This is a genomic window from Massilibacillus massiliensis (assembly GCF_900086705.1).
Lineage (GTDB): Bacteria > Bacillota > Negativicutes > FLKF01 > FLKF01 > Massilibacillus > Massilibacillus massiliensis.
This window is the reverse complement of record NZ_LT575483.1, coordinates 1,091,707-1,113,304: the sequence shown is the minus strand read 5'-3', so window position 1 is coordinate 1,113,304 and position 21,598 is coordinate 1,091,707. Positions and strand designations below refer to the sequence as shown.

General features: G+C 40.4%; 16 protein-coding genes and 3 tRNA genes. 10 read left to right on the top strand and 9 right to left on the bottom strand.

Annotation, left to right across the window (positions count from 1 at the left end):
• Nucleotides 1-10: 10 nt before the first annotated feature.
• The 4 genes from rpoN to BN6559_RS05665 all read left to right on the top strand — a co-directional run bounded on the left by rpoN (nucleotide 11) and on the right by BN6559_RS05665 (nucleotide 5,014).
• On the top strand, nucleotides 11-1,375 hold the full coding sequence (rpoN, locus tag BN6559_RS05680; RefSeq protein ID WP_110953813.1) for an RNA polymerase factor sigma-54: 1,365 nt from the start codon (nucleotides 11-13) through the stop codon (nucleotides 1,373-1,375).
• A gap of 423 nt (nucleotides 1,376-1,798) precedes the next feature.
• Nucleotides 1,799-3,052: an NAD(P)/FAD-dependent oxidoreductase gene (locus BN6559_RS05675; protein WP_199883776.1), complete on the top strand. Its 1,254-nt coding sequence runs from the start codon at nucleotides 1,799-1,801 to the stop codon at nucleotides 3,050-3,052.
• Nucleotides 3,053-3,122: 70 nt separating this feature from the next.
• Nucleotides 3,123-4,394, top strand: coding sequence for an SGNH/GDSL hydrolase family protein (locus BN6559_RS05670; RefSeq protein WP_110953812.1), 1,272 nt, complete (start codon nucleotides 3,123-3,125; stop codon nucleotides 4,392-4,394).
• Nucleotides 4,395-4,606: 212 nt separating this feature from the next.
• Nucleotides 4,607-5,014 carry a VOC family protein gene (locus BN6559_RS05665; protein ID WP_110953811.1) on the top strand — a complete coding sequence of 136 codons (408 nt, stop codon included), beginning with the start codon at nucleotides 4,607-4,609 and terminating at the stop codon, nucleotides 5,012-5,014.
• A 300-nt stretch (nucleotides 5,015-5,314) separates the two neighbouring features.
• Here BN6559_RS05665 and BN6559_RS05660 read toward each other — a convergent pair whose 3' ends face one another.
• Together BN6559_RS05660 and BN6559_RS05655 are read right to left on the bottom strand one after the other, a co-directional pair.
• The gene (locus BN6559_RS05660) at nucleotides 5,315-7,024 is read right to left on the bottom strand and encodes a putative bifunctional diguanylate cyclase/phosphodiesterase (RefSeq protein ID WP_110953810.1); all 1,710 of its coding nucleotides are present in this window, start codon (nucleotides 7,022-7,024) and stop codon (nucleotides 5,315-5,317) included.
• A gap of 60 nt (nucleotides 7,025-7,084) precedes the next feature.
• The gene (locus tag BN6559_RS05655; RefSeq protein WP_199883775.1) at nucleotides 7,085-7,726 is read right to left on the bottom strand and encodes a YigZ family protein; all 642 of its coding nucleotides are present in this window, start codon (nucleotides 7,724-7,726) and stop codon (nucleotides 7,085-7,087) included.
• A 196-nt stretch (nucleotides 7,727-7,922) separates the two neighbouring features.
• Here BN6559_RS05655 and BN6559_RS05650 point away from each other — a divergent pair, with 196 nt between their 5' ends.
• From BN6559_RS05650 to BN6559_RS05635, 4 genes are all read left to right on the top strand, one after another.
• The gene (locus tag BN6559_RS05650) at nucleotides 7,923-9,299 is read left to right on the top strand and encodes an amino acid permease (protein WP_199883774.1); all 1,377 of its coding nucleotides are present in this window, start codon (nucleotides 7,923-7,925) and stop codon (nucleotides 9,297-9,299) included.
• Between the two features lie 265 nt (nucleotides 9,300-9,564).
• A tRNA-Gly gene (locus BN6559_RS05645) sits at nucleotides 9,565-9,639 on the top strand.
• A 4-nt stretch (nucleotides 9,640-9,643) separates the two neighbouring features.
• Nucleotides 9,644-9,718 (top strand) — tRNA-Ile (locus BN6559_RS05640).
• 11 nt (nucleotides 9,719-9,729) lie between these two features.
• A tRNA-Arg gene (locus BN6559_RS05635) sits at nucleotides 9,730-9,806 on the top strand.
• A gap of 230 nt (nucleotides 9,807-10,036) precedes the next feature.
• Here the strand turns inward: BN6559_RS05635 and BN6559_RS05625 are convergent.
• From BN6559_RS05625 to BN6559_RS05595, 7 genes are all read right to left on the bottom strand, one after another.
• Nucleotides 10,037-13,150, bottom strand: coding sequence for an efflux RND transporter permease subunit (locus BN6559_RS05625; protein WP_110953808.1), 3,114 nt, complete (start codon nucleotides 13,148-13,150; stop codon nucleotides 10,037-10,039).
• Nucleotides 13,147-14,265 (bottom strand): efflux RND transporter periplasmic adaptor subunit, encoded by a 1,119-nt coding sequence (locus BN6559_RS05620; protein WP_110953807.1) that lies wholly within the window; start codon nucleotides 14,263-14,265, stop codon nucleotides 13,147-13,149. Before BN6559_RS05620 ends, BN6559_RS05625 begins: the two co-directional genes overlap by 4 nt.
• A 45-nt stretch (nucleotides 14,266-14,310) precedes the next feature.
• Nucleotides 14,311-14,853 carry a TetR/AcrR family transcriptional regulator gene (locus tag BN6559_RS05615; RefSeq protein ID WP_110953806.1) on the bottom strand — a complete coding sequence of 181 codons (543 nt, stop codon included), beginning with the start codon at nucleotides 14,851-14,853 and terminating at the stop codon, nucleotides 14,311-14,313.
• Nucleotides 14,854-15,202: 349 nt separating this feature from the next.
• Complete coding sequence (locus BN6559_RS05610) at nucleotides 15,203-15,730, bottom strand: Fur family transcriptional regulator (RefSeq protein WP_199883773.1); 528 nt, start codon at nucleotides 15,728-15,730, stop codon at nucleotides 15,203-15,205.
• A gap of 283 nt (nucleotides 15,731-16,013) precedes the next feature.
• Nucleotides 16,014-16,472 carry a MarR family transcriptional regulator gene (locus tag BN6559_RS05605; protein ID WP_110953805.1) on the bottom strand — a complete coding sequence of 153 codons (459 nt, stop codon included), beginning with the start codon at nucleotides 16,470-16,472 and terminating at the stop codon, nucleotides 16,014-16,016.
• Nucleotides 16,473-16,762: 290 nt separating this feature from the next.
• Nucleotides 16,763-18,178 (bottom strand): sensor histidine kinase, encoded by a 1,416-nt coding sequence (locus BN6559_RS05600; RefSeq protein WP_110953804.1) that lies wholly within the window; start codon nucleotides 18,176-18,178, stop codon nucleotides 16,763-16,765.
• On the bottom strand, nucleotides 18,162-18,842 hold the full coding sequence (locus tag BN6559_RS05595) for a response regulator transcription factor (protein ID WP_110953803.1): 681 nt from the start codon (nucleotides 18,840-18,842) through the stop codon (nucleotides 18,162-18,164). Before BN6559_RS05595 ends, BN6559_RS05600 begins: the two co-directional genes overlap by 17 nt.
• A gap of 214 nt (nucleotides 18,843-19,056) precedes the next feature.
• On the opposite strand from BN6559_RS05595, the gene BN6559_RS05590 reads away from it, so the two are divergent.
• Together BN6559_RS05590 and BN6559_RS05585 are read left to right on the top strand one after the other, a co-directional pair.
• Complete coding sequence (locus BN6559_RS05590) at nucleotides 19,057-19,776, top strand: TVP38/TMEM64 family protein (protein ID WP_110953802.1); 720 nt, start codon at nucleotides 19,057-19,059, stop codon at nucleotides 19,774-19,776.
• Nucleotides 19,777-20,177: 401 nt separating this feature from the next.
• A complete protein-coding gene (locus BN6559_RS05585) occupies nucleotides 20,178-21,491 on the top strand; it encodes a hemolysin family protein (RefSeq protein ID WP_110956281.1) in 1,314 nt (437 codons plus the stop codon).
• Nucleotides 21,492-21,598: the final 107 nt, after the last annotated feature.

Sequence of the window (21,598 nt, the reverse complement as noted above, 5' to 3'; positions counted from 1 at the left end):
AGCGTTCTTTATGGAGCAAAATTTAAGCTTGCAGCTTGGTCAAAAATTGGCCATGACTGCACAACTCCAACAAGCGATTCGTATATTACAACTATCAGCGCAGGATTTAAGGGCGTTAATTGATCATGAATATTTAGAGAATCCGGCGCTTGAAATGGATGAAACCCATCTAGACAACGAAACAACGGAAAAACTTACAGATCAATTCAGTTTTGATGACATTCGTGCACTTGCAAATTATCTTGGCGATGAGACTGCAGCCACGAGCAGTGTAGTGCGGGATGAAACGAAACAAAGCTTTGAAGCTGTAGCCGTAATTAAACCAACCCTAGAAGAAGTATTAGAGGAACAGGTTAATCTGACATTTTCTCATGTGAAAGAAAATGAGATTGCAAAATATATCATTGGGTCTATGAATGATAAAGGATATCTGACTTGTACAATCGAGGAAATCTCTAAAGCGATGAATGAAAGTCAGCAGCGCATTGAACAGGTGCTGACGGTTATTCAGACTTTCGAGCCCGCGGGCGTTGGCGCGCGTAATCTGCGAGAATGTTTAACAATTCAAGCAAAGCAGCAGGGGATTTACCATGGACTCGTTGCAGCAATTCTAGAGCATTATTTAGATCAGATCGCGCATTCGCAATATAAAAATATTGCGGATCAGCTCGGCTGTCTGCCAAGCGATATCCAACTTGCTGTAGACATGATTCGCAGCTTAAATCCAAAGCCGGGACTGGCTTATAGTTCAGATCAGGCAGATTATATTGTCCCCGATGTTGTGGTGAGAAAAATTGATGATGCATATATTGTCTTAGTGAATGATTACGGAATTCCAAGACTAAATATTAGCAATATTTACAAGAATGCGAGTAATTTCGATCAGGAAACCAAAAAGTATATTGAAGGAAGAGTCAATTCAGCGGCATGGCTGATTAAAAGTATTGAACAACGCCGGAATACTTTATATAATGTGGTACACGAAATTGTGGAACTGCAAAGAGAGTTTTTTGATAGAGGCCCTAAATTTATCAAGCCGATGGTGATGAAAACCGTAGCGGATCGCATTGAAGTGCATGAATCAACCGTCAGCAGAAGTGTAGCGAATAAGTATGTAGAAACACCGCATGGCGTAATGAGCTTGAAAAGCTTTTTCAATGCAAACTTAAGTGTAAATGGAGAAGAATTGGTTGCGGGGCAAGTAAAAGCAAAAATTAAAGCTTTTATTGAACAGGAAGACTCTAAAAAACCCTTAAGTGATCAACAAATTAGTGAGTTATTAAAAGCAGAAAATATGACAATTTCAAGACGAACTGTCATGAAATATAGAGAACAACTAGGATTTTTATCATCGGTAAAACGAAAACGATACTAGAAAGGACGGTCTTTTTCCGTCCTTTTTTTGGTTCTAAAGAAAGTTAAAAAAATCACAAAAAGGGATTGTTATTTTTGTAACTTTCTTATATAATAGAAAATGTAATGAACAAAAGGGGCTTATCAAAGGGGAATAGTTAATAAATTCACATATTCAATTATCACATTTATATAGATAACTCGGTGATTGAATCATTTAAAAAGTTTGAATAGGTATTTTTTTCTGAAAAATGAAATATTTTAGTTACAGCGTGTTTATTTAAACATAATTGCAATATTTTCAGTCATAGAATGAAATAATAAATATAATTGATTGAAAAATGAAATAATTTATAATGCTGTAGTTTTAGAAGAAGAATCTGTTACAAACGTTTGGATTTATTGCTTATCGTTTTATATTATATTTTGGGAGATGAAGGATAACATGAGTGAAAATAGTGTAAAGAGACCTCACGTAGTAATTGTTGGCGCTGGATTTGGCGGTGTTAAGGTTGCGCAGACTTTAGCGGATAAGAATGTGGATGTAACTGTAGTAGATAAACATAATTTTCATTTGTTTCAGCCATTATTGTATCAAGTATCTACAGCATGTTTAGCAACAGATGAAATTGCATATCCAATCAGAGCTTTTTTCCGCAAACATAAAAATATCAATTTTTATATGGGCGAGGTTACAGATTTCGATCTAGAAAATAAAACAGTGATTACTTCTAACGGTAATATACAATATGACTACTTGGTAATGGCTGCTGGTGCAACAACAAATTACTTCGGCATGAAATCTGTTGAAGAAAATTCTTTCGGGATGAAAACATTAGAAGAATCCGTGACGATTCGCAATCATATTTTAGGTATGGTCGAAGCGGCTTCACGTGAAGAAGATCCAGAAAAACGTAAACAATTATTAACATTTGTTTGTGTTGGCGGTGGCCCAACTGGCGTTGAAGAAGCAGGCTCAATCGCAGAATTGATGTATAGTGTAATGTCAAAAGAATATCACAATCTTGACTTTAGCGAAGTAGATGTTAAGTTAATTGAAGCAACAGACAAAGTATTGCCAATGATGCCAGAAAGTCTTCGTGAAGTAACGGTTAAAACCCTACGCAAGAAAAAAGTCGATGTTCGTTTAGAAACACAAGTTATGGATTATGACGGCGAAGCTTTGACTTTTAAAAGCGGTGAAGTAATTCCAACGAAAACTGTAATTTGGGCGGCAGGTGTTAAGGCAGTTCCGGTTGCAGCTAAATTAGGCGTAGAAATGGATAGAGCCGGTCGTGTAATTGTAAATGAACATTTGCAGTTGCCAAATCACCCAGAAGTTTATGCAATTGGCGATATGGCACATTTTCTGCAAGATGGACGTCCTCTAGCAACTATCGCACCTGTTGCAACACAACAAGCTGTTGTTTGTGTTGATAATATTATGAGTACGATCAAGGGCAGCGGCGCAATGAAAGGCTTCCATTATGAAGATGTTGGCAGCATGGCAACAATTGGTCGTGGTGATGCCGTTATGTGTAAAGGCAGTATGAAAATGGACGGCTTTATGGCTTGGTTTGCTTGGATGCTCGTACATCTAATCCGTCTGGCGGGTTTCCATACCAACGTAACAGTTGTATTAAAATGGACCTGGAATTATTTTTCTGATACGCGTTTAGGAAGAATCATTACCCGTTAATTAAAAATTTGTAGTATAATGTAAACTGGGTTTAAAAACCCAGTTTATTTTTTTATAGGGGTTTTATTGAATGATGAAATTTTTTCTCAAAACGATTCACGTATCTTTGCTTTTTATGCTGCTTTCAATCGGTTTCCTTATCGCTTCTCCGGCAGAAGCTGCAAATTTAAATTCACCTCAAAAGATTCGAATTAGCTGGGATTCGATACCGAATGCCGTGATGTATGAACTTGTTGTTACGAATGGAAAATCAGAAGAAAGCAGACATATTGTAACGACGAAAAGAAATATTTTTACGACAGGCTATGAACTCGATGTTTCAATTTTTAATGTTGAACAGAATCATTTCTATTGGAAGGTCAGAGGAATGGATATTAACGGCCGGCCAATGTCGCAATTTACAGAGCCTAGGCTTCTGCTTCAGCAGGAAATTAATCCAATTCGACCTAAGGTAACGACACAGTTTAGTAAACTTTCCTATGCAAAGCTTTATCCGGTGTATTCTTGGATACCAGTTTTGAGAGCAACGAATTATGATTTGCAAGTGTTCTATGACGCAGATAACAATCCGTATACACCCGATACTTTAATTAAAATTGACTCTCTCTCAGGGCAAACTTCCTATGATTATTATGATGACAGGCCCTATCGGCAAGAAGGTACATACTGGTGGAGAGTCAGAGCAAGAAATTCTGAGCGGCAGACAGTAGGAGAATGGTCGGACCCAGATCGTTTTAGCGTGCAGCATGATGGAGCGACTGTTGCAGCGCTTGGCGATAGTATTACACATGGTGGGGGCGCAGTATCAACTCCGCCGAGTGATGTTATGTACGATTGGGAGACCTATGCAGCTGTTCCAATACGGAATTTGGGATTAAGCGGTAATACCGTTGAAAATATGGTAAATCGGTTTAACGATGATGTGCTACCGTTTCACCCTAAAATTCTTGTTGTATTCGGTGGCATTAATAACATTCGATTAGGTGATAAAGCAACACAGGTGATTACTGGATTAAATCGGATAAAATATAAGTGCTTATATAATAATATTACACCAGTATTTGTTACGATAGCGCCTATTAATCCACAAGCAATGAAAGAAGTATCAAATATTAATGTTGCACCTAATTGGCGAATGGAGCAGCAGCAAGTAAATGCCTGGATTAAAGAGCAGCGGTATCATGTAGATATTACAGGCCCGCTTACTGATGATATTGGATGGCTTCCGCGCAGACTTGCGGTAGATGGATTGCATCCTGATGTAGAAGGCAAGAAGATCATTGGTGAAGCGATTGGCAATTATTTAAAAGAAAATTTTGAAGTTGATATAAAACAAAAATAAAAGGCAAACAAAACGTATGCATACTTCTAAACTGCATGGTAATGATATTTCTAGAAGTAATGCATACGTTTTGTTTTTGGTTATTCAGCGTGTATCAAATATTGTGGCGCGGTTAAAACGCGTTTCAAATATGGGAATGAATAGCAGGTATTTATATAAAGATATCGAAGTAAATAATAAACGCTGTTGAATAAGGTTAGGAGTGAACTTATATGAAGATAAAGCGTATAGATACAACATTTAGTACTGAAAAACTTCAAGAATCAAAAGAATTCTATATGAATAATTTTGGTTTTCAATTGGCATATGAGAGTGATTGGTATGTTGAGCTGGTAACGCCAAAGAAGGATGCCGGCATTAGTTTTACCTTGCCACAAAGAGAAGAAGGCGAATTTTTTAGCGGCAGAGGGTTAATTTTATCCTTTGAAGTGGATCATGTAGAATCAGAATATAAACGGTTACAAGATAACGGTGTCTTAATTTATCAGGACTTGCAGGATAAACCATGGGGAGAACGCAGTTTTGTTGTAGATGATCCAAATGGGGTACATGTTTATATTTATGAATTGATTGAACAGACAGATGAATATAAAGCGCTTTATGCACAATTTAAGGCGTAGGTGATACTGTGGACAGATAGGTGTCCTTCGGAACGTTTTTTCCCGGAAAAGGCCAGGGGCGCAAAGAAAAACTATCACACTTTTAGTGCGATAGCAAGATGTTCGTACCACTTATAAACTAGTACGAAGATAGGTTGCCGGTTGGTGAGAAGTGTTCAGATGCTAGGCACAGTAAGGGGTTGTGAAGGAGTCGTACTTCTGTACGTCGACGAGCAGCACCTTGCTGTAACGACGCAGATGAGTGCTGCTCGCCGACCCGCTGCCTATCTGTCCATAGTTTATCTACAATAAGAAAAACCGCTAAACAAAATGTTTAGCGGTTTTTAGTATGTGTTGAAAACGATAAATTGCTTGTGTCTTGAATCTGGCGGTGATTTCTTCATAGGGAACTGGTTTGCCAAATAAATAGCCTTGGATATGGGAACAGTTTTCATTGCGTAGGAATTTTAGTTGGTCAATGGTTTCTACGCCTTCGGCGACGACTTCTAATTTAAGATTTTTACCCAGACCTAAAATCGCTTTTGCAATGTGAGCACCATCAGAATTATCGCCAATATCACTGATGAAAGAACGATCAATTTTTAGCATGTCAACAGGAAAGCGTTTTAAATAAATAAAAGAAGAATAGCCCATGCCGAAATCATCTAAAGATATTTTAATTCCTTTATTTTTCAAGTCCTGTAAGACCTGCATTGTATAGTTTGCATCATTCATCGCTGCCGTTTCTGTAATCTCAACGGTTAACCATTCAGGATTTAATTGAGATTCGGCTAAACATTCAAAAATGAGATCTTTTAGATCTTCCTGTTGGAACTGCTTGGCTGATAAATTAATTGATACCGAGATTGGCGGAAGCCCCATATCTTGCCAACACTTATTATGCTTGCAAGCGGTCTTGATCACCCATTTACCAATGGGGATGATCGCGCCGCAGTCTTCGGCTATTGGTATAAAATCAGCTGGTGAAATGCGCCCTTTTCGTGGATGATTCCAGCGAATTAATGCTTCTACGCCGACGATAATTCCATTTACATCTACTTGAGGTTGATAATATAATTCAAACTGATCGTGGAGCAAAGCTATTTGTAAGTCGTTTTCGATTTCTAAACGTTTGGCGATATTGAGCTCCATTTCATTCATATAATACTGATATCGGCCTACATCTTGTTCACGGGCACGTTGCATGGCAATCTCTGCCATTTTAATCAAGGTATTTGTATCTTTGGCATCATCAGGACATATCGCAATTCCGGCATTCGCATTTAATTTGAATGTTTTATCATTTATAGTCCATGATTTTTGAATCAATCCGATCATTTTTGTTACTTTATTGGTTATCATATCTAAAGATTGAATATTTGGTAAAACAATGATAAAATCGTCACCGTTCAACCGACAGAGATGATCAGAATCTTGAATTTGTTCTTTTAGGCACTCGGCAACTCGAATTAGTAAATGATCAGCAAAATCATGTCCCAAAGTACTATTAATCATTTTAAAACCAACTAAATCAATAAAAATGACAGCCGTTAGCTTGTCCTTTGCCGAATCTGTCTGGAGGTAAGCTTTTAATTTATGAGTAAACAATTTACGGTTTGGTAATTTGGTTAAGGGATCATGGCTTGAAAGAAAAGCGACTTCCTTCTGGTAATGGCTTTCTTCGGCTTTGTATCGCGCGATTTCATTAGAATATTTTGCACTAGAGGCGTTTAATTTTAAATTTGCCAGACGTAAGGCATTTGTACTGTCCTTACAATTTTCTTGTAACAGGTTTAACTTTTTCGTTAATAATTTAATTGGCAAATAGATAAAACTTGTTGTTAAAGCAAGCAGGATAAAAATTTGATAAAGTGTAACCATTGCCTCAGGTAATGAGAGGAACGGTAAATTTATTCTAGGAAGGGTAATGATAGCAATGCAACAAATGAAATATGTACTAATCAATAAAAGCGGCAGGTTAGAGAAAGTATAATTTGTTAAAAATGATTTCTTAAAATTGATATTTAACACGATATTTGCACCTTTTCATTATATTTTGCATAGCATTGAACGACACTAAAAGATTTACTGTTAATCTTGTATTTTATCAATAGGAATTTCTAAATATAATGTATCTAGCGTTGTTAGTGTACAATTAGACGATGTCCAATTCATAATTGCCTGCATAAAATCTGTTTCCAGCCCCTTTTTTACAAATACTAAAATACGTACTTTATCAGTAAATATTTTTTCATCTACAATATAGTCATGAAGACGTAAATTATTTTCGACTGTACCAAGCAGTGTATAATCAATATCCACAGCAATGCGTACATATTGCTGCTTCTCAACGATTTGTGCTGCAGAAAGTCCAAGTGTAGCAGCTTTTCCATAAGCGCGGATTAAACCACCGGCACCTAGTTTAATGCCACCAAAGTAGCGGGTCACTACGACTACGATATCTTTTACATCATTTTTTTTCAGCACTTCTAGGATTGGTTTACCTGCGGTACCGCTTGGTTCACCATCATCATCAGCTTTTTGCAGTTGTCCCTGTTCGCCAATAATGTAAGCGGAGCAATTATGCCGTGCTTCCCAGTGCAGTTTTTTAATTTTGTTGATAAATTGGTTAGCCTCAGCTTCTGTATTGACGCGTTCTATAAAAGTTAAAAAGCGAGATTTGCTAATTTCGTATTCTGCTTCGGCATATCCTAAGATTGTTTTATAATTCATATAGATTTGTCCTTAAAATATGATTTGCTACTATGAAATTATACATGAAAACGTCAGTGTTTGTAAGAGTTTTTATTCATAAATTTAGCAATTTTTTAACAAAAGATTTTGTTGAAAAATTTTTATAGCAATCTTAGATAATTTGTAGTATCCTGTATATACTTATAAAATATCGAAAGGGTGTGTTAAGAAGGTCATGAAAGAACCGTCAATGAACAGAGGGCTAAAAAATAGACACTTGCAGCTGATTTCTCTTGGAGGAATTATTGGTAGCGGATACTTTTTAGGCACTGGATATGTATTGGAAAAAGCTGGTCCAGCAGCGATATTAGCGTATTTACTAGGAGGACTTATCGTGCTATGTGTCATGCTCTGCTTAGCAGAATTAGCAGTCGCAAAGCCGATATCAGGTTCGTTTGTTACCTATGCGAGAGATCACATATCATCGACTTGGGCGTGTGGTGTGGGATGGGCATATTGGTTGAATTGGATTGCATATGTGCCATCAGAGATGATTGCTGCAGGAATTATTATGAATAAATTTATTCCAGAGGTTAGTCAAGTTTGGTGGGCGGTTCTATTTGGTTTAATCGTGACGATGATCAATCTTTTTCACGTAGAAAAGTTTGGCGAAAGTGAATTTTGGTTAGCGATTATCAAAATTGTAGCGTTGATTATGTTTGTATGTGTCAGTAGCTTGATTTGCTTGGGATTGATTGGCGAACAAGGTGCGATCGGTACTAGCGTGTTATTAGGCAGCGGTGGTTTCGCCCCCAATGGATATTGGGCAATTGTTTTAACCATGGTTATTATATTAGTCAATTTCCAAGGGTCAGAAATTATTGGGCTTGCTGCAGGCGAATGTAAAGAACCAGAAAAAAGTATACCGATTGCAGTACGAAATGTTACTTGGCGCATTATCGCATTATATATTATACCGATTTTTTTATTGGTATCTATTCTGCCTTGGGACAGAGCATCTTTAGAAGAAAGCGTGTTTGCCGTAGCGCTGAATGACTATGGCTTTGGCTGGGCGGGAGATTTATTTGCTTTTGTTGTACTGACAGCGGCGATCTCTTGTTCTAACTCTGGCTTATATGGCAGTGGCCGTGCACTTCATGCATTAGCAAAAATGGACATGGCACCCAAATGGCTGGGGGCTCTAAATAAAAATGGTATGCCGCAAAATTCAATTATCGTGTCTGTATTGGGATGTTGGATCATTATTGCACTCTATACTTTGGATGCAAGTGCTACGGCATATACCTATTTACTCGCAGTTTCCGGTTTTACAGGCGCGATGGCATGGATTTCTATCTGTTGGAGTCAATACAATTTTCGTAAGCAATTAATTGCACAGAAGTTAGAACATACTTTAAAATATAAAACACCATTTTTCCCATATGTAACTTTATTCGGAATTTGGGTTCAGGTGATTTGTCTGCTTGTTATTGCTTTTACAGATGATTTAAGATCAACCTTATATGCTGGGGTTCCAATGCTTGTGATTCCTATGTTTTGGTATCAAATTAAAAAACGTCGCTGCCGGGAAACTGCAATTGAGCATAGATAGCACATTGTAAACAAACTGTAGACAGGATCCGTTGGCAGGTTGGTGAGAAGCACGCATCTGTGAACTTCTCACCAACCTGCAATCTATATTCATATTAGTTTATAAGTGGAACGAGATTTTGTTATTTTGAGATAGATTTCATCATTGAAAATGAAATCTATCTTTTTTATAGGTAGATGAAAGCTTGCTTACGGATAAATAATTGACAAAAGACGAAAAAACATGTAAAATATATAAATGTCGCTAGAGATAGCAGAAACTAAATGCGGAAATAGCTCAGTGGTAGAGCATCGCCTTGCCAAGGCGGGGGTCGCGAGTTCGAATCTCGTTTTCCGCTCCAAAATGGGCCTATAGCTCAGCGGTAGAGCAACCGGCTCATAACCGGTCGGTCCCTGGTTCGATCCCAGGTGGGCCCACCATTTTATTACATGACTCTGTAGCTCAGCTGGATAGAGTGTTTGACTACGAATCAAAAGGTCGCAGGTTCGACTCCTGCCAGGGTCACCATAGATATTTCAAGGGTTTACGATATATTTCGTAGATCCTTTTTTGTTGTCTTTATCATAAATTGGCAACAATGTAGTCCAGTTATTGTAAACAAGTAAATCTAAAATATAAATTTGGGCATAAACATAGTGCTATTAAAAAACAGATATTAACAGACAAATACCTCGAATCTTTAGGCTATATGAAAATAGCGAAAAAATTCGAGGTATTTAATTTATGATTCTGCTGTTTTAAGTTGATTTTTTAGAAGCATTTAAAGAATTGTTTTTTATATCATCAGATGGTTGTGCTTTGTACCAGGCAGCGTACATAACTGGCAGCACCAGTAAGGTTAAAATCGTTGCTCCCAGTAACCCGCCGGCGATGGCAATTGCCATGGAGCCCCACAAAGTACTGGGTACCAGCGGAATCATGCCTAGTATAGCCGCGGCAGCTGTTAACATAATAGGGCGGAAACGGCTGATCGTTGCTGACACAATAGCGTCCCATACCGAGTCGCCGGCCACCAGATGTTGTTCAATCTGGTCCATCAATATAACGGTATTGCGCATAATAATACCGAACAAGGCCAGAATTCCTAATTGGACGACAAATCCCATTGGACTCCCGGTGAGCAGGAGGCTGATGGATACACCGATAATTCCAAGTGGTGCTGTTAAGAGGGTTAACAGCATTTTCGGTGTACTTTGCAACTGCGTCATGAGCAGGATCATAATGATCAGCATCATGGCCGGGATGGGTTCTGCTAGGAACTTACTGCTTTTAATGCTGCGTTCCGTTGCACCGTCAAATTCAATAGAATAGCCGGCTGGCAGACTGCTTCTGAGTTCTTGGAGGCTGCCGTAAACTTGCTTGGTCACGTCCGAGCCGGTTAGCTTAGACATGGGCTTCAATTCTGCCTGTACTAGAATCATGGGTAACAAGTCGCGCCGGTAAATTAAGCCTTCTTCGGCGTCATAACGAATGGTGGCGATTTGGTCAAGCGGGACATATTTGCCGTTGCCGATATGGATGTTGAGATCTTTTATCCGCTCTGGGTTATTACGGTCTGTTTCTGCAAACCGGAGAACCATGCGGACGGTTCTATCATGTTCACGAAATTCGGTAATCGGTGCTCCGGACAACTGGGTCTGGAGCGATGTGGCCAATTCATGGGAACTGAGCCCGAGCGCTTTTGCCTTTGCCTGATCAACCTCCAAGTGCATCACTTTACTTTTCTCATTCCAGTTAAGGTTTACGTTTTGTGTAGCCGAATGAGCGGTCATAACAGTACGAATTTGTTCAGCGATTTCACGAACTTTTTCATGGTCAGGGCCTTTTACCCGCAACATCACAGGGTAATCGGGTCCCGTTCCGGTGAATAATAATTTGATATGTCTCCGAACACCAGTAAATTCGGTGTTTAATAATTGCTCTGCTTTTTCGGCCAGTGCATTACGGGCTTGTACATCCTTGGTGACTACAATGAATTCGGCGAAATTTGATTTATTAAAGGTTGGTTCAAAGCTAAGCACAAAGCGGGGCGCTCCTTCTCCTACATGATAGGTATAATAGGAAATATTCGGGTCGCCGTCTAACTCTTTCGCAAACTGACGGGCCACTTCTTCAGTGTTGGTCAGGGAAGCACCTTCCTGTAATTTGAGCTGGATGATGAGTTCTGGACGACTTGAAGGAGGAAAAAATTCCTGTTTGACAAATCCAAGGAGAAAGATAGAGCCGATAAATGTGGCCGCAGTAGCTGTTAATACGGCTTTTCGATGACACATGCACCACAGCAGCAAGCGTTTAAATCGCCGATAAAACGGTGTGTCATAAAGGTCATGAGGTGCATGCCCTTCACTGGTTGCCTGCTGGTTCGCGTTTATTTTAATAAACTGGTAGCCGAGCAAAGGTGTGACTGCTCCGGCTACCAGCCAAGAAGCAAGGAGGGCGAAGAAGATAACCCAAAAGAGATCGACGCAAAACTCGGCGGCAAGCCCTTTGGAAAAACCGATGGGAATAAAGCCTGCGCAGGTTATTAATGCACCAGTCAAACGAGGATAGGCGGTAGATGTATAGGAAAAACATGCAGCGTCGAAGCGGCTCCAACCTTGCTCTAGTTTGACGATCGTCATTTCAGTGGCAATGATGGCATCATCCACTAGTAAACCTAGTGCAATGATGAGTGCTCCCAATGAGATGCTCTGTAGGGCGATGCCTGATAAGTACATTAAGGTAAAGGTAATGGCAATGACCAAAGGAATGGTTAGAGCCACGACCACGCCGGACCTCATACCCAGACTGGCAAAACTCACGATCAAGACAATGATGATCGCTTCGACCAGAGATTCCACAAATTCGCCAATGGAGGATTCTACAACATTTGGCTGATTGACTGTTTGATTGATTTCCAGCCCGGCCGGCAGTTCTTGTTTTATTTGGGAGAGCGTATTATCAAGATTTTTACCCAGTGTCAGAATGTTGCCGCCAGGTTCCATCGCCAGCGCAATACCGACGGCTGGCTGACCGTTATAAAACATTTTCGGGTCAGATGGTTCGGCATAGGCGCGCGTTACTTTGGCGATGTCTCCCAGGCGGAAGGTACGGTCACCTGCCTGAATGGGCGTCGTGCGGATGTCTTCCAGATTTTCAAACATTCCTGAAATACGTAAGTAAGCATTATCGGATACTGTTTCCAGCATGCCGGCAGCGGCCATGGCATTTTGCTCTTTTAAAGCGGCTGTGATTATGGACGGATTAAGACCTAAGCGAGCCAATTTGCTATTTTCAATTTCGATGTAGATTTTTTCAGTTTGTATCCCCAAAAGCTGGACTTTGCTCACGCTGGGAACGCTTAAGAAAATACGACGGATTTTTTCAGCTTTTTCCCGCATTTCCTCGTAGGTATACCCATCTCCTGTTAGCGTATAGACTACACCATATACTTCGTCAAATCGGTCATTGAAGCTGGGCTCTGAAACGCCCTCCGGCAAGGTTCCTTTGATATCATTTACCATATTGCGAGCTTCCACCCATCTGCCTCGGAGCTCTTTGGCAGGTACTTGATCTTTGAGATTGATATAAATCACCGTGCGTCCCGGTGTAGAGTAACTTTTCAGATAGTCAAGTCCAGGCAGGTCCTGCAGCTTTTTTTCAATTTTATCCGTAACTTGCTCTTCCATTTGGCTGGCAGTGGCTCCTGACCAGGCAACGCTGACAATCATTTGTTTAATGGCGAAATCCGGGTCTTCCATGCGTCCAACATTTTTGTAAGAGAAAAGACCGGACACAAAGAAGAGAGCAATAAAGAAATAAATGAATTGCTTGTGTTTTAATGACCAGGCGGTAAGGTTAAAATGGTTCATAGCGTATCACCGGCTATTTTTACCCGCTGCCCTTCTTCTAATTTATGAACGCCGGCACTGACAATTCGGTCACCGGTCTGCAGTCCGGCCAGCACTTGCACCGTGCTATCACCGAAAGCCCCAGTTTGGATAGGGCGCAGTGTCAGGATATTGTCGTTTACAATCCACACTGCAGGCGTATCACCAGTCTGATAGAGTGCAGACAATGGAATAGAAACTGCAGGCTGGGCAGAGTCGCCAGCTAAGACAACGGTGGCCGTCATACCCAGTTTGATAGATGGCGGCGGATTGAGCAGGCTGACGCGTACTTTGAAGGTACGCGTTGTTGGGTCAGCCATGGGTGAGATTTCCCTCACTTTACCGTTCAATGTCAGGTTGGGCAAGGCCCAGAATGTAATGTGGAGCTGCCCGGCATCTTTTAGTTCTTCCAGTCGATTTTCTGGGACGTTGATTTCAGTCTCCAACTCTCCGTCCTGGACAATGGTAATCACCGTTTGACCGGCGCTGACAACCTGACCAGCCTCAGCGTTGATCGCCGATACAACGCCTGCCTGTCCCGCAGTCAATACAGTGTAATCCAGTTGATTTGTACCTTGTGCATATTGGGCTGTCGCCTGCTGCACCGATGCCGTTGCGGCATCATAGGCATTGACGTACTGGTCATATTGGGCATGACTGATTGCGCCGACGCTCAGTAATTGCCGGTAGCGGTTTAAATTATTTTCGGCAAGTTTAAGCTGTGATTGAGCCGAATATACTTGCGCAGAATTACTGTTTACAGCCTGTTGGATGTCTTTGGCATCTATTTGCATCAACATATCGCCTGCATTGACTATGCTGCCTAGCTGAACATTGCGTTTCATGATTTTGCCAGCGACCTGGAAAGCCAACTGACTTTCATAGCGACCGCGTACTTCCCCCGCATAGGTGTAACTCTGTTCCGTATTATCTGACTGAATCAGCTGGGTGCGGACTACGGGGAGGTTTTCCGATTTTATTGGCGCCTTTGCGAAATGTGTTTTTGCCATGAACCCGGCCAGTAGGCAGACTGCCGTTAAAGCGGCCAGGGCATAATAGTATTTTTTTCGGCTGAGATTCAGTCGCATATTGAACATATAAACACTCCTTATTATATACGATTTGTTTTTCCGGAAGAGAATTTATGGTGCTCGCCGGGCAATGCCAAACAACAGCATATCCAATAACTCAGCTAGAGAGAGGGGCACCTGACGAAAGGGGTCGAGAAGCATTCCGTCAGTCATTATTTGCACTAGCTTGGTATCGACAGGGCGCAGTTGCCCGCTGGCGATGCCCGAATTAATGGCGGCTGCAATTCTTTTCCATTGGCTCTCGCGTAGTTCCATGAGGTTGCCCCATTCCTCAGGGGAATGCAGTTTTAAATCAAGTAGGGCAATATGACTGAAAACGGTGAGTAATTCACGGTATGTAGCGAGTAACTCCCATAGTTCCTCGGTAAGGGAAAGAGGAGCTAATGAAAAAGTTGGTTTCCTAATTCTGGTTAATGTGAAACTAACTAACTGTCGGATTAATTCTGTTTTGTTGTTAAAATAGGGATGCAGGCTATTGGGACAGGCAGACAGGCCACCTGTCAATTGGTCCATCGTTAGGGCGTTTCCATACTGATTAAATGCAGTCAGGGCTATCATTAAGATTTGCTGGCGCATGTTTTCATGCTGTGGCACAGGAAGCTTCCTCCTTTAGTAAAGTAAGTAGAATAAGATTGATTGCAGACCAACCATAGCAAAAAGCATATTAAGAAATCTCAATTGATCTGCAAATAAAAGATAAATCATTGTCAGAGAAGCCTGGGGAGGGGGCAGAAATTTATAAAAAGATTAACCAGGTGAACGATAACTTAAAAAATAAGGATGTCGATCGCATACTTTCGCAAAGGATATCCTTGTTGCTGAAGTATCACATTTTTAACTGTAATCAGATATATATAGTAGTTATACAGATGGATCGTTGCTTTTAATAAAAAGTAAGGGGGATTATTTGTGATCATATTGTACACCAGGTGAACGATTGGCTTTACTCTAGGCAATAAAAATGGATGGACAAAGAAATGTGATTAGACAACCTTGCTACGTGACAGCGTATTCTGATGAGGGGACTTGGGAAGACTCGCGTGGTCTCGATTGACTTGGCAATCCCTACAATATCCATATATATATATAATTGATAATTCAGAACTGAAAAATCTGTCATATCATCTATAGCAGCATCCATAGCAGTATCCGCAAGCTTCCCTCTGGCTTCAATAACCTTGCCGCAGGCATTGCAAATCAGGTGATGATGGTGGAGTGGGTACAGTTCATAACGCTGACATCCATCGCCCAAATCGAGCTTTTGCACAACGGCCAAAGTACTGAACAATTCCAGGGTACGGTAGATGGTAGCCAAGCCGATTTCTGGATATTGTTCATGGACAATTTTATAGATATCTTCGGCACTAAGATGGTGGCTTGTGTAACTGCTAAGAATGTGATAAATAAACTCCCTCTGCCGGGTTAATTTATATCTGCCATCGAGTTTTTTCCGTAATTCAGAAGTATTCACTAGTAAACCCTCCTTTCTCTAGATTGGTTTTGGTTAAGAGAAAATGAATGTTGTAGCCCGGCATTTAAGCATAGTGAAATGCATGCTTGGCTTCTAAGTCTTTGGGAAAGTCATATTGAAAGAGCTTTTAATAAAGAAAGTTTATTTCCCTAATAACGTTAACTAGGTGAACAATAATGGAAAGTAATAAGAATGCTGATGGAGAAGGTTTATTTACCGGTTTTTGTTGCTAAGCATACCAGTATTTTAATCGTCTAACAGGGGAAGCTATAAAGCGAATTTTTTATTCCTGTTGCTCCACTTGGTCAATATACTGTTCAAGATTTTGCACGATATCGTTAAGAAACAAATATTCTTCCGGCGTTAATGCGTTAATTTTTTTCATAATGCCGCTGTCAAAGATTTCGTGAAATTCGAAGTGATGTTGAACAGCAATCCGGCCTTTGTCGGTCAATTTCAAAAGAATATTTTTTTTATTGCCGACTTCTTGATAGCGATAGATCAAATCTTTTTGGATAAGTTTATAAATGATTTTTGGCAGGGCACTTTTGGAAATACCTTGTCGATCTGCTAGTTCGGTTACGGTTATGCCTGGATGTTTACCAATCATTTCGAGCGTGTGAATTTCTGAGGAGTATAACAGTTTATCTGTGCCAAATTTTTTTGGTTTGTTCATTGTCTCCAAAAATTTCTTTGACAATCTGAACATGGATTCTAACATTTTTTTTCTTTGTTCCGCCATTGTTTTAACCTCATATCGTTATTAAAATATCATGTCTCATTCTCTATGATCATATTGTACACTAGGTTAACGATTTGTCAAGTGCTGATTCTGTAAGAAATGGAAAAGAACGCGGAAGCAATTTACAAGTGGAATCCTTGTACTCGGAAACGTTGTGATGCGTTATTCGATATTTATCCAAGGCCGCTATTAAGTTTAGGGAGTGTGTAATCAGGTATTATGCCGAATAGATGTTACTATATTTTTAGAGGCTGGCAATTATGAAGATTTCCTTCATGATTGCCAGCCTCTTAGTTATTTATAATTTGTCTGCAAAGTTGCAGCGTAATGCTTGTACCTTTGTTTGGCGTACTGGTTACGATAATATGGCAGTCGTGCTGGTCGGCGATCCAACGGGCGATGGATAAGCCTAATCCGTTGCCGCCTGTAGTTTTGGAACGAGATTTATCGACTCGGTAAAAGCGATCAAAAATTTTAGGTTGGTCTTCATAAGGGATACCAATACCTGTGTCGGCAATGGTAATTTCGAGAAATTGTCCATTTTGCTGTGAAGCAAGGGTGATGGTACCTCCGGGCGGTGTATATTTGATGCTGTTTTCAATGAAAATGCGAAGCATTTGTTTGATTGAAGATTCATCAGCCGTGATGATGACGGGTGCATTGGCAGCGAGGATAACGCGGTGCTGGGAAGCGATCATGCGGGTTTCTTGAAAAATGTTTTCAAGAAAAGGAGCAAATTCTAATTCAGTTTTTTGGAGGTGTTGCTTGCCTTGATCGGCTCTGGCAAGATACAAAAGTTTTTCAATCAGATTGTTCATATTGGCGGCTTCCGACTTGATTGCATCCAATCCTTCTTCTAAGACCTGCGGCTCTTGTTTGCCCCAGCGATCCAGCATATTGACATAGCCGCTGATGACAGTAATCGGTGTTCTGAGTTCATGTGAGGCATCGGCGACAAAACGTTGCTGTTGCTTAAAACCTGTTTGAAGGCGAGTAAGCATATGATTGAAAGTTTTTGCCAGTTCATCGAATTCGTCACCGCTATGACTAACAGGAATGCGTTTTCCCAAGTCGTCTACCTGAATTTCTTGGGCGGTGGCAGTGATATTGCGCAAGGGATGCAGAATTTTGCGGCTGATGAAAGTGCCGGAAAGGATCGCAATCAGCAAGCCGATTAGATTGGTCGCGCTAAGAATTTTGGTTAAGGTTTTCAAAAAATGCGTTTGTTCAGTCAAGGCCGTTAGCAGATGAAGTTGATAGACATGGTCATTTTGCTGAATGGTATAAGCAGCATCATAATAATAAGTATTCCCAATATAGACAAGACGGAGATTGGTACTTTGTGTTAAGAAAAATTCGAGCAGATCCTGTGCGGTGACTTCTTTTCCAAGAGGTTCGGTACTGCTGGAAAGATCGGGGGCACTGTCTACGACTAAATGCTGTTGTTCATCGAGTATTTTTAAAATTACATTTGGCACGAGTAGGTTTTCAGCTAAAAGGGTTTGATCCACGGGATTGCCTTCATCTAAGTGTTGTTGCAGCTGTTTTGCACTGCTGGCGATATCAGTGCTTGCTTGGGTATATAAGACATGGTATAGACCAACCACAGTCAGTACATTGGTCAATAATAAAATGAAAAACAACATTGCGGCGTATAAAAGTGTTAATTTTATCGATATGGATAATTGTTTATTCTTTAACAACATAGCCGACTCCCCGAATTGTGTGAATGTACTTTTCTTGGAAGCGCTCGTCTAGCTTGCTGCGCAGATAGCGTACATAGACATCGACAACGTTGGTGTCACCGGTATAATCATATCCCCAGACTTTCTGGAGAATTTGTTCACGATCCAATACGACATGTTTGTTGCGGATAAGATATTCCAAGAGATCATATTCTTTTTTTGTTAATTCTACAGTTTGTTTGTCGACTTGTATTTCATAACGGCTGGGAAACAATACAATGTTTTTTAAACGAAGTTCATCTACTTTTTGTTGAGATTTCGTATGTTTGCGCAGGGCAGCCCTCGTGCGGGCAAGCAATTCCTGAATAGCAAAGGGTTTGGTTAAATAGTCATCAGCACCAGTGTCGAGTCCATGGACTTTATCTTGGATATCGTCTTTCGCGGTGACCATAATAATTGGAATGTCAGAAACCAGCCGTACACGCCGGCAAATTTCTACGCCATCCATTTCTGGCAGCATAATATCTAAAAGTATCAGACTGAAATTTTCTTGTATAATGCGATCTAATGCACGGCGGCCATTTGTTTCAATCTCAGTGTGGTAACCTTCATGAGCCAGTTCCATTTGCATGAAGCGGGCAATTTTCCACTCATCTTCAACGATAAGGATAGTCTCTGTTTTCATGCGGGACCTCCTAAAAAATTGTTTATATATGTATTGTACTATATCTAAATTTATTTTTTCTCTATCTAGCAGCATTTTTAATTCAATTTTAATCTTCTTCTAATAAGGATGTAATGTTATCTGTTTATGCTAAAAGAGTATAATGTCAGTAAGTTTCTGTCGGTTGCAGGTCTTGACCTGAAAATCGATTATTTATAGAGCTGAGGTGTGTGCCATGAATGATAAATATAAATGTTTACAGGCAGAAACCTATATCAAACTTGGAGTGGGCACGTTGCTCGTTGTTGTGTTGGGTGCCCTTCACTGGTTTAATCCGGATCTTTATCTGCAGATAGGATATCTTTTAACTAGTGGCGATATTCAAGCGATTGTCGATATATTACGGTCTTATGGTATATGGGCCATGATCGTCAGCATTTTAATTGATGTATTCATTAATGTGTTAGGTTTTTTGCCGACTATTTTTATCTCTGCTGCGAATGGGGTAGTATTCGGTCTGCTTCCCGGCGTGATCATATCTTGGTTGGCGGAATGTATAGGGGTAATCATCAGCTTTTGGCTGATGCGCCGTTTTTTACGACAAACAGCGGAGCGATTAATCGCCAATAGCAAGTATCTGCAAAAAATTGATACCTTTAGTGGAGCCAATGGTTTTAAGATGATGTTGGCAGCACGGTCGCTGCCATATTTCCCATCGGGAATTATTACGGCGTTGGGGGCGTTGAGCAGCATTCGTTTCCGAGACTATGTGTTGGCAACGATGATTGGAAAATTTCCAGCTGTGACTTTAGAGGTCGTGATTGGGCATGATCTTATTACCTATGAGCAGAATTTAGTTAGACTTTCCTTGGTGATTTTGGTAATCATAGGCATCTATTTAGGGAGTTGGTGGTGGAGGCGGCGAAAGGCAGTGAAGAATAGGATGAATGAATAGAAGGTGCAGGAACAAAGCAGTGAAATTTTGCGGCAGTTACATCCTATGGCTAAACGAAAGTTACGTATAGCGAACGGTATATATTCCTTTGCAGTAGGCATATTAAGATAGGATTGTTGTAGAAAAGTTGAATATTGCTAGTTATACACATGGCGTTTTTCAGTATAAAAGAAATCAACGATTCTAATTTAATTTTAATCTTGGTCTAATGGTAAATTAATGTAAGGTTGCTATCCTAATATAGAGGAACTACGATACTTTTGTTTCTCGAGAAATATATATCGAGTTTTTAGGATAACAATTTATACATGATTGAGATATAGGGAAATTTTAAGATAGTTTATTCGACTTACAAGAGGAGGTGAACCGATTTTACCTAAAGTTAGGTGAATCGGGATTTATTGGACCCAGTGTCTATTTTGTGGAATCTATTTCTAGTTATTTTTCTAGTTTTATTAAATGGTTTCTTTGTTGCCGCAGAATTTGCGATGGTTAAGGTACGCAGTACGCGTATTGATACTTTGCTGCAGGAAGGGCATATGCAGGCAAAATACGCGAAACGATTGGTGGATAATTTAGATGCCTATTTATCGGCTTGTCAGCTGGGGATTACGCTGGCATCTCTGGGGCTTGGCTGGATTGGGGAACCAGCAATTGCGTTGTTGATAGGACCGATATTGGTAGAGTTCGGTTTATCAGAAGCAATGATTCATACCGTTGCTGTTGCTGTTGCTTTTTCAATTATTACGGCACTGCATATTATTCTCGGTGAATTGGCTCCAAAATCGTTAGCTATTCAAAAGGCGGACAGCGTAACGATATGGACAGCAGTACCGCTTATTGCGTTTTACAAGTTAATGTTTCCGATCATTTGGATCTTAAATAGTATTGCCAACAGAATTTTGCGGGCAGTAGGGATTGAAGTGGTCGGTGAACATGAGGCAGCGCATACAGAGGAAGAAATCCGGATTTTGATGGAAGAAAGTCATCAACAGGGATTTATCAATCATACAGAGCTGACTTATGTAGATAATATTTTTGACTTTGCTGAACGACATGTAAACGAGGTTATGATTCCGCGTACCGACATGGTTTGTCTTTATGTGGAGGATTCGTTTGCTGTTAATATGGAAAAGGCTTTAGATGAACAGCTTACTCGCTATCCGGTTTGCGATCCGGACAAAGATACCATTATCGGCTTTGTGCATATCAAGGATTTTATGGCGGTGCTGGCCAAAGGTGAAGTGCGTGAATTACGGACAATGGTACGAGAGATTTTGGCTGTACCGGAAACGATGCCAATCAGTAAATTGTTAAAATTAATGCAAAAGAAGCGCGTGCAAATTGCGATTGTTATTGATGAATACGGCGGTACGGCTGGACTGGTCACGGTCGAAGATATTTTGGAAGAAATCGTTGGTGAAATTCAAGATGAGTTTGATGAAGAGCGTCCTGCGATTGAGTTGCGAGATGATGCGCTTCATTCAGTAGATGGACGGCTGCTGCTTGGGGAAATCAATGAAGTGTTTGCGTTGGATCTGGAGGCTTCGCATGTTGATACATTTGGCGGCTGGATGTCATCCCGCGTGGAAATGCCGCCGCGTATTGGGCAAGAAGTTGATTACGCTGATTACATGTTTGTAATTGAAGAAGTGGATAATATGAGAGTAACGCGTGTATTAGTGAGAAAAGTGGTAAATGATAAGACCGAATAACTATGGTATGAAGAATAGCCGAATCTGCATGATTTGAAACTTTATACGATTAAGAAGTACAACAGAATTCGAATTCATAATGTTGGGGTAAGCGAACATCGATGCTT

Bases quoted from the DNA above. Each gene is read 5' to 3' on its own strand.
- rpoN (WP_110953813.1), top strand. From the start codon at position 11: ATGGAGCAAAATTTAAGCTTGCAGCTTGGTCAAAAATTGGCCATGACT.
- BN6559_RS05650 (WP_199883774.1), top strand. From the start codon at position 7,923: ATGAAAGAACCGTCAATGAACAGAGGGCTAAAAAATAGACACTTGCAG.
- BN6559_RS05590 (WP_110953802.1), top strand. From the start codon at position 19,057: ATGAATGATAAATATAAATGTTTACAGGCAGAAACCTATATCAAACTT.
- BN6559_RS05605 (WP_110953805.1), bottom strand. From the start codon at position 16,472: ATGGCGGAACAAAGAAAAAAAATGTTAGAATCCATGTTCAGATTGTCA.
- BN6559_RS05670 (WP_110953812.1), top strand. From the start codon at position 3,123: ATGATGAAATTTTTTCTCAAAACGATTCACGTATCTTTGCTTTTTATG.
- BN6559_RS05595 (WP_110953803.1), bottom strand. From the start codon at position 18,842: ATGAAAACAGAGACTATCCTTATCGTTGAAGATGAGTGGAAAATTGCC.
- BN6559_RS05600 (WP_110953804.1), bottom strand. From the start codon at position 18,178: ATGTTGTTAAAGAATAAACAATTATCCATATCGATAAAATTAACACTT.
- BN6559_RS05620 (WP_110953807.1), bottom strand. From the start codon at position 14,265: ATGTTCAATATGCGACTGAATCTCAGCCGAAAAAAATACTATTATGCC.
- BN6559_RS05665 (WP_110953811.1), top strand. From the start codon at position 4,607: ATGAAGATAAAGCGTATAGATACAACATTTAGTACTGAAAAACTTCAA.
- BN6559_RS05675 (WP_199883776.1), top strand. From the start codon at position 1,799: ATGAGTGAAAATAGTGTAAAGAGACCTCACGTAGTAATTGTTGGCGCT.
- BN6559_RS05655 (WP_199883775.1), bottom strand. From the start codon at position 7,726: ATGAATTATAAAACAATCTTAGGATATGCCGAAGCAGAATACGAAATT.
- BN6559_RS05625 (WP_110953808.1), bottom strand. From the start codon at position 13,150: ATGAACCATTTTAACCTTACCGCCTGGTCATTAAAACACAAGCAATTC.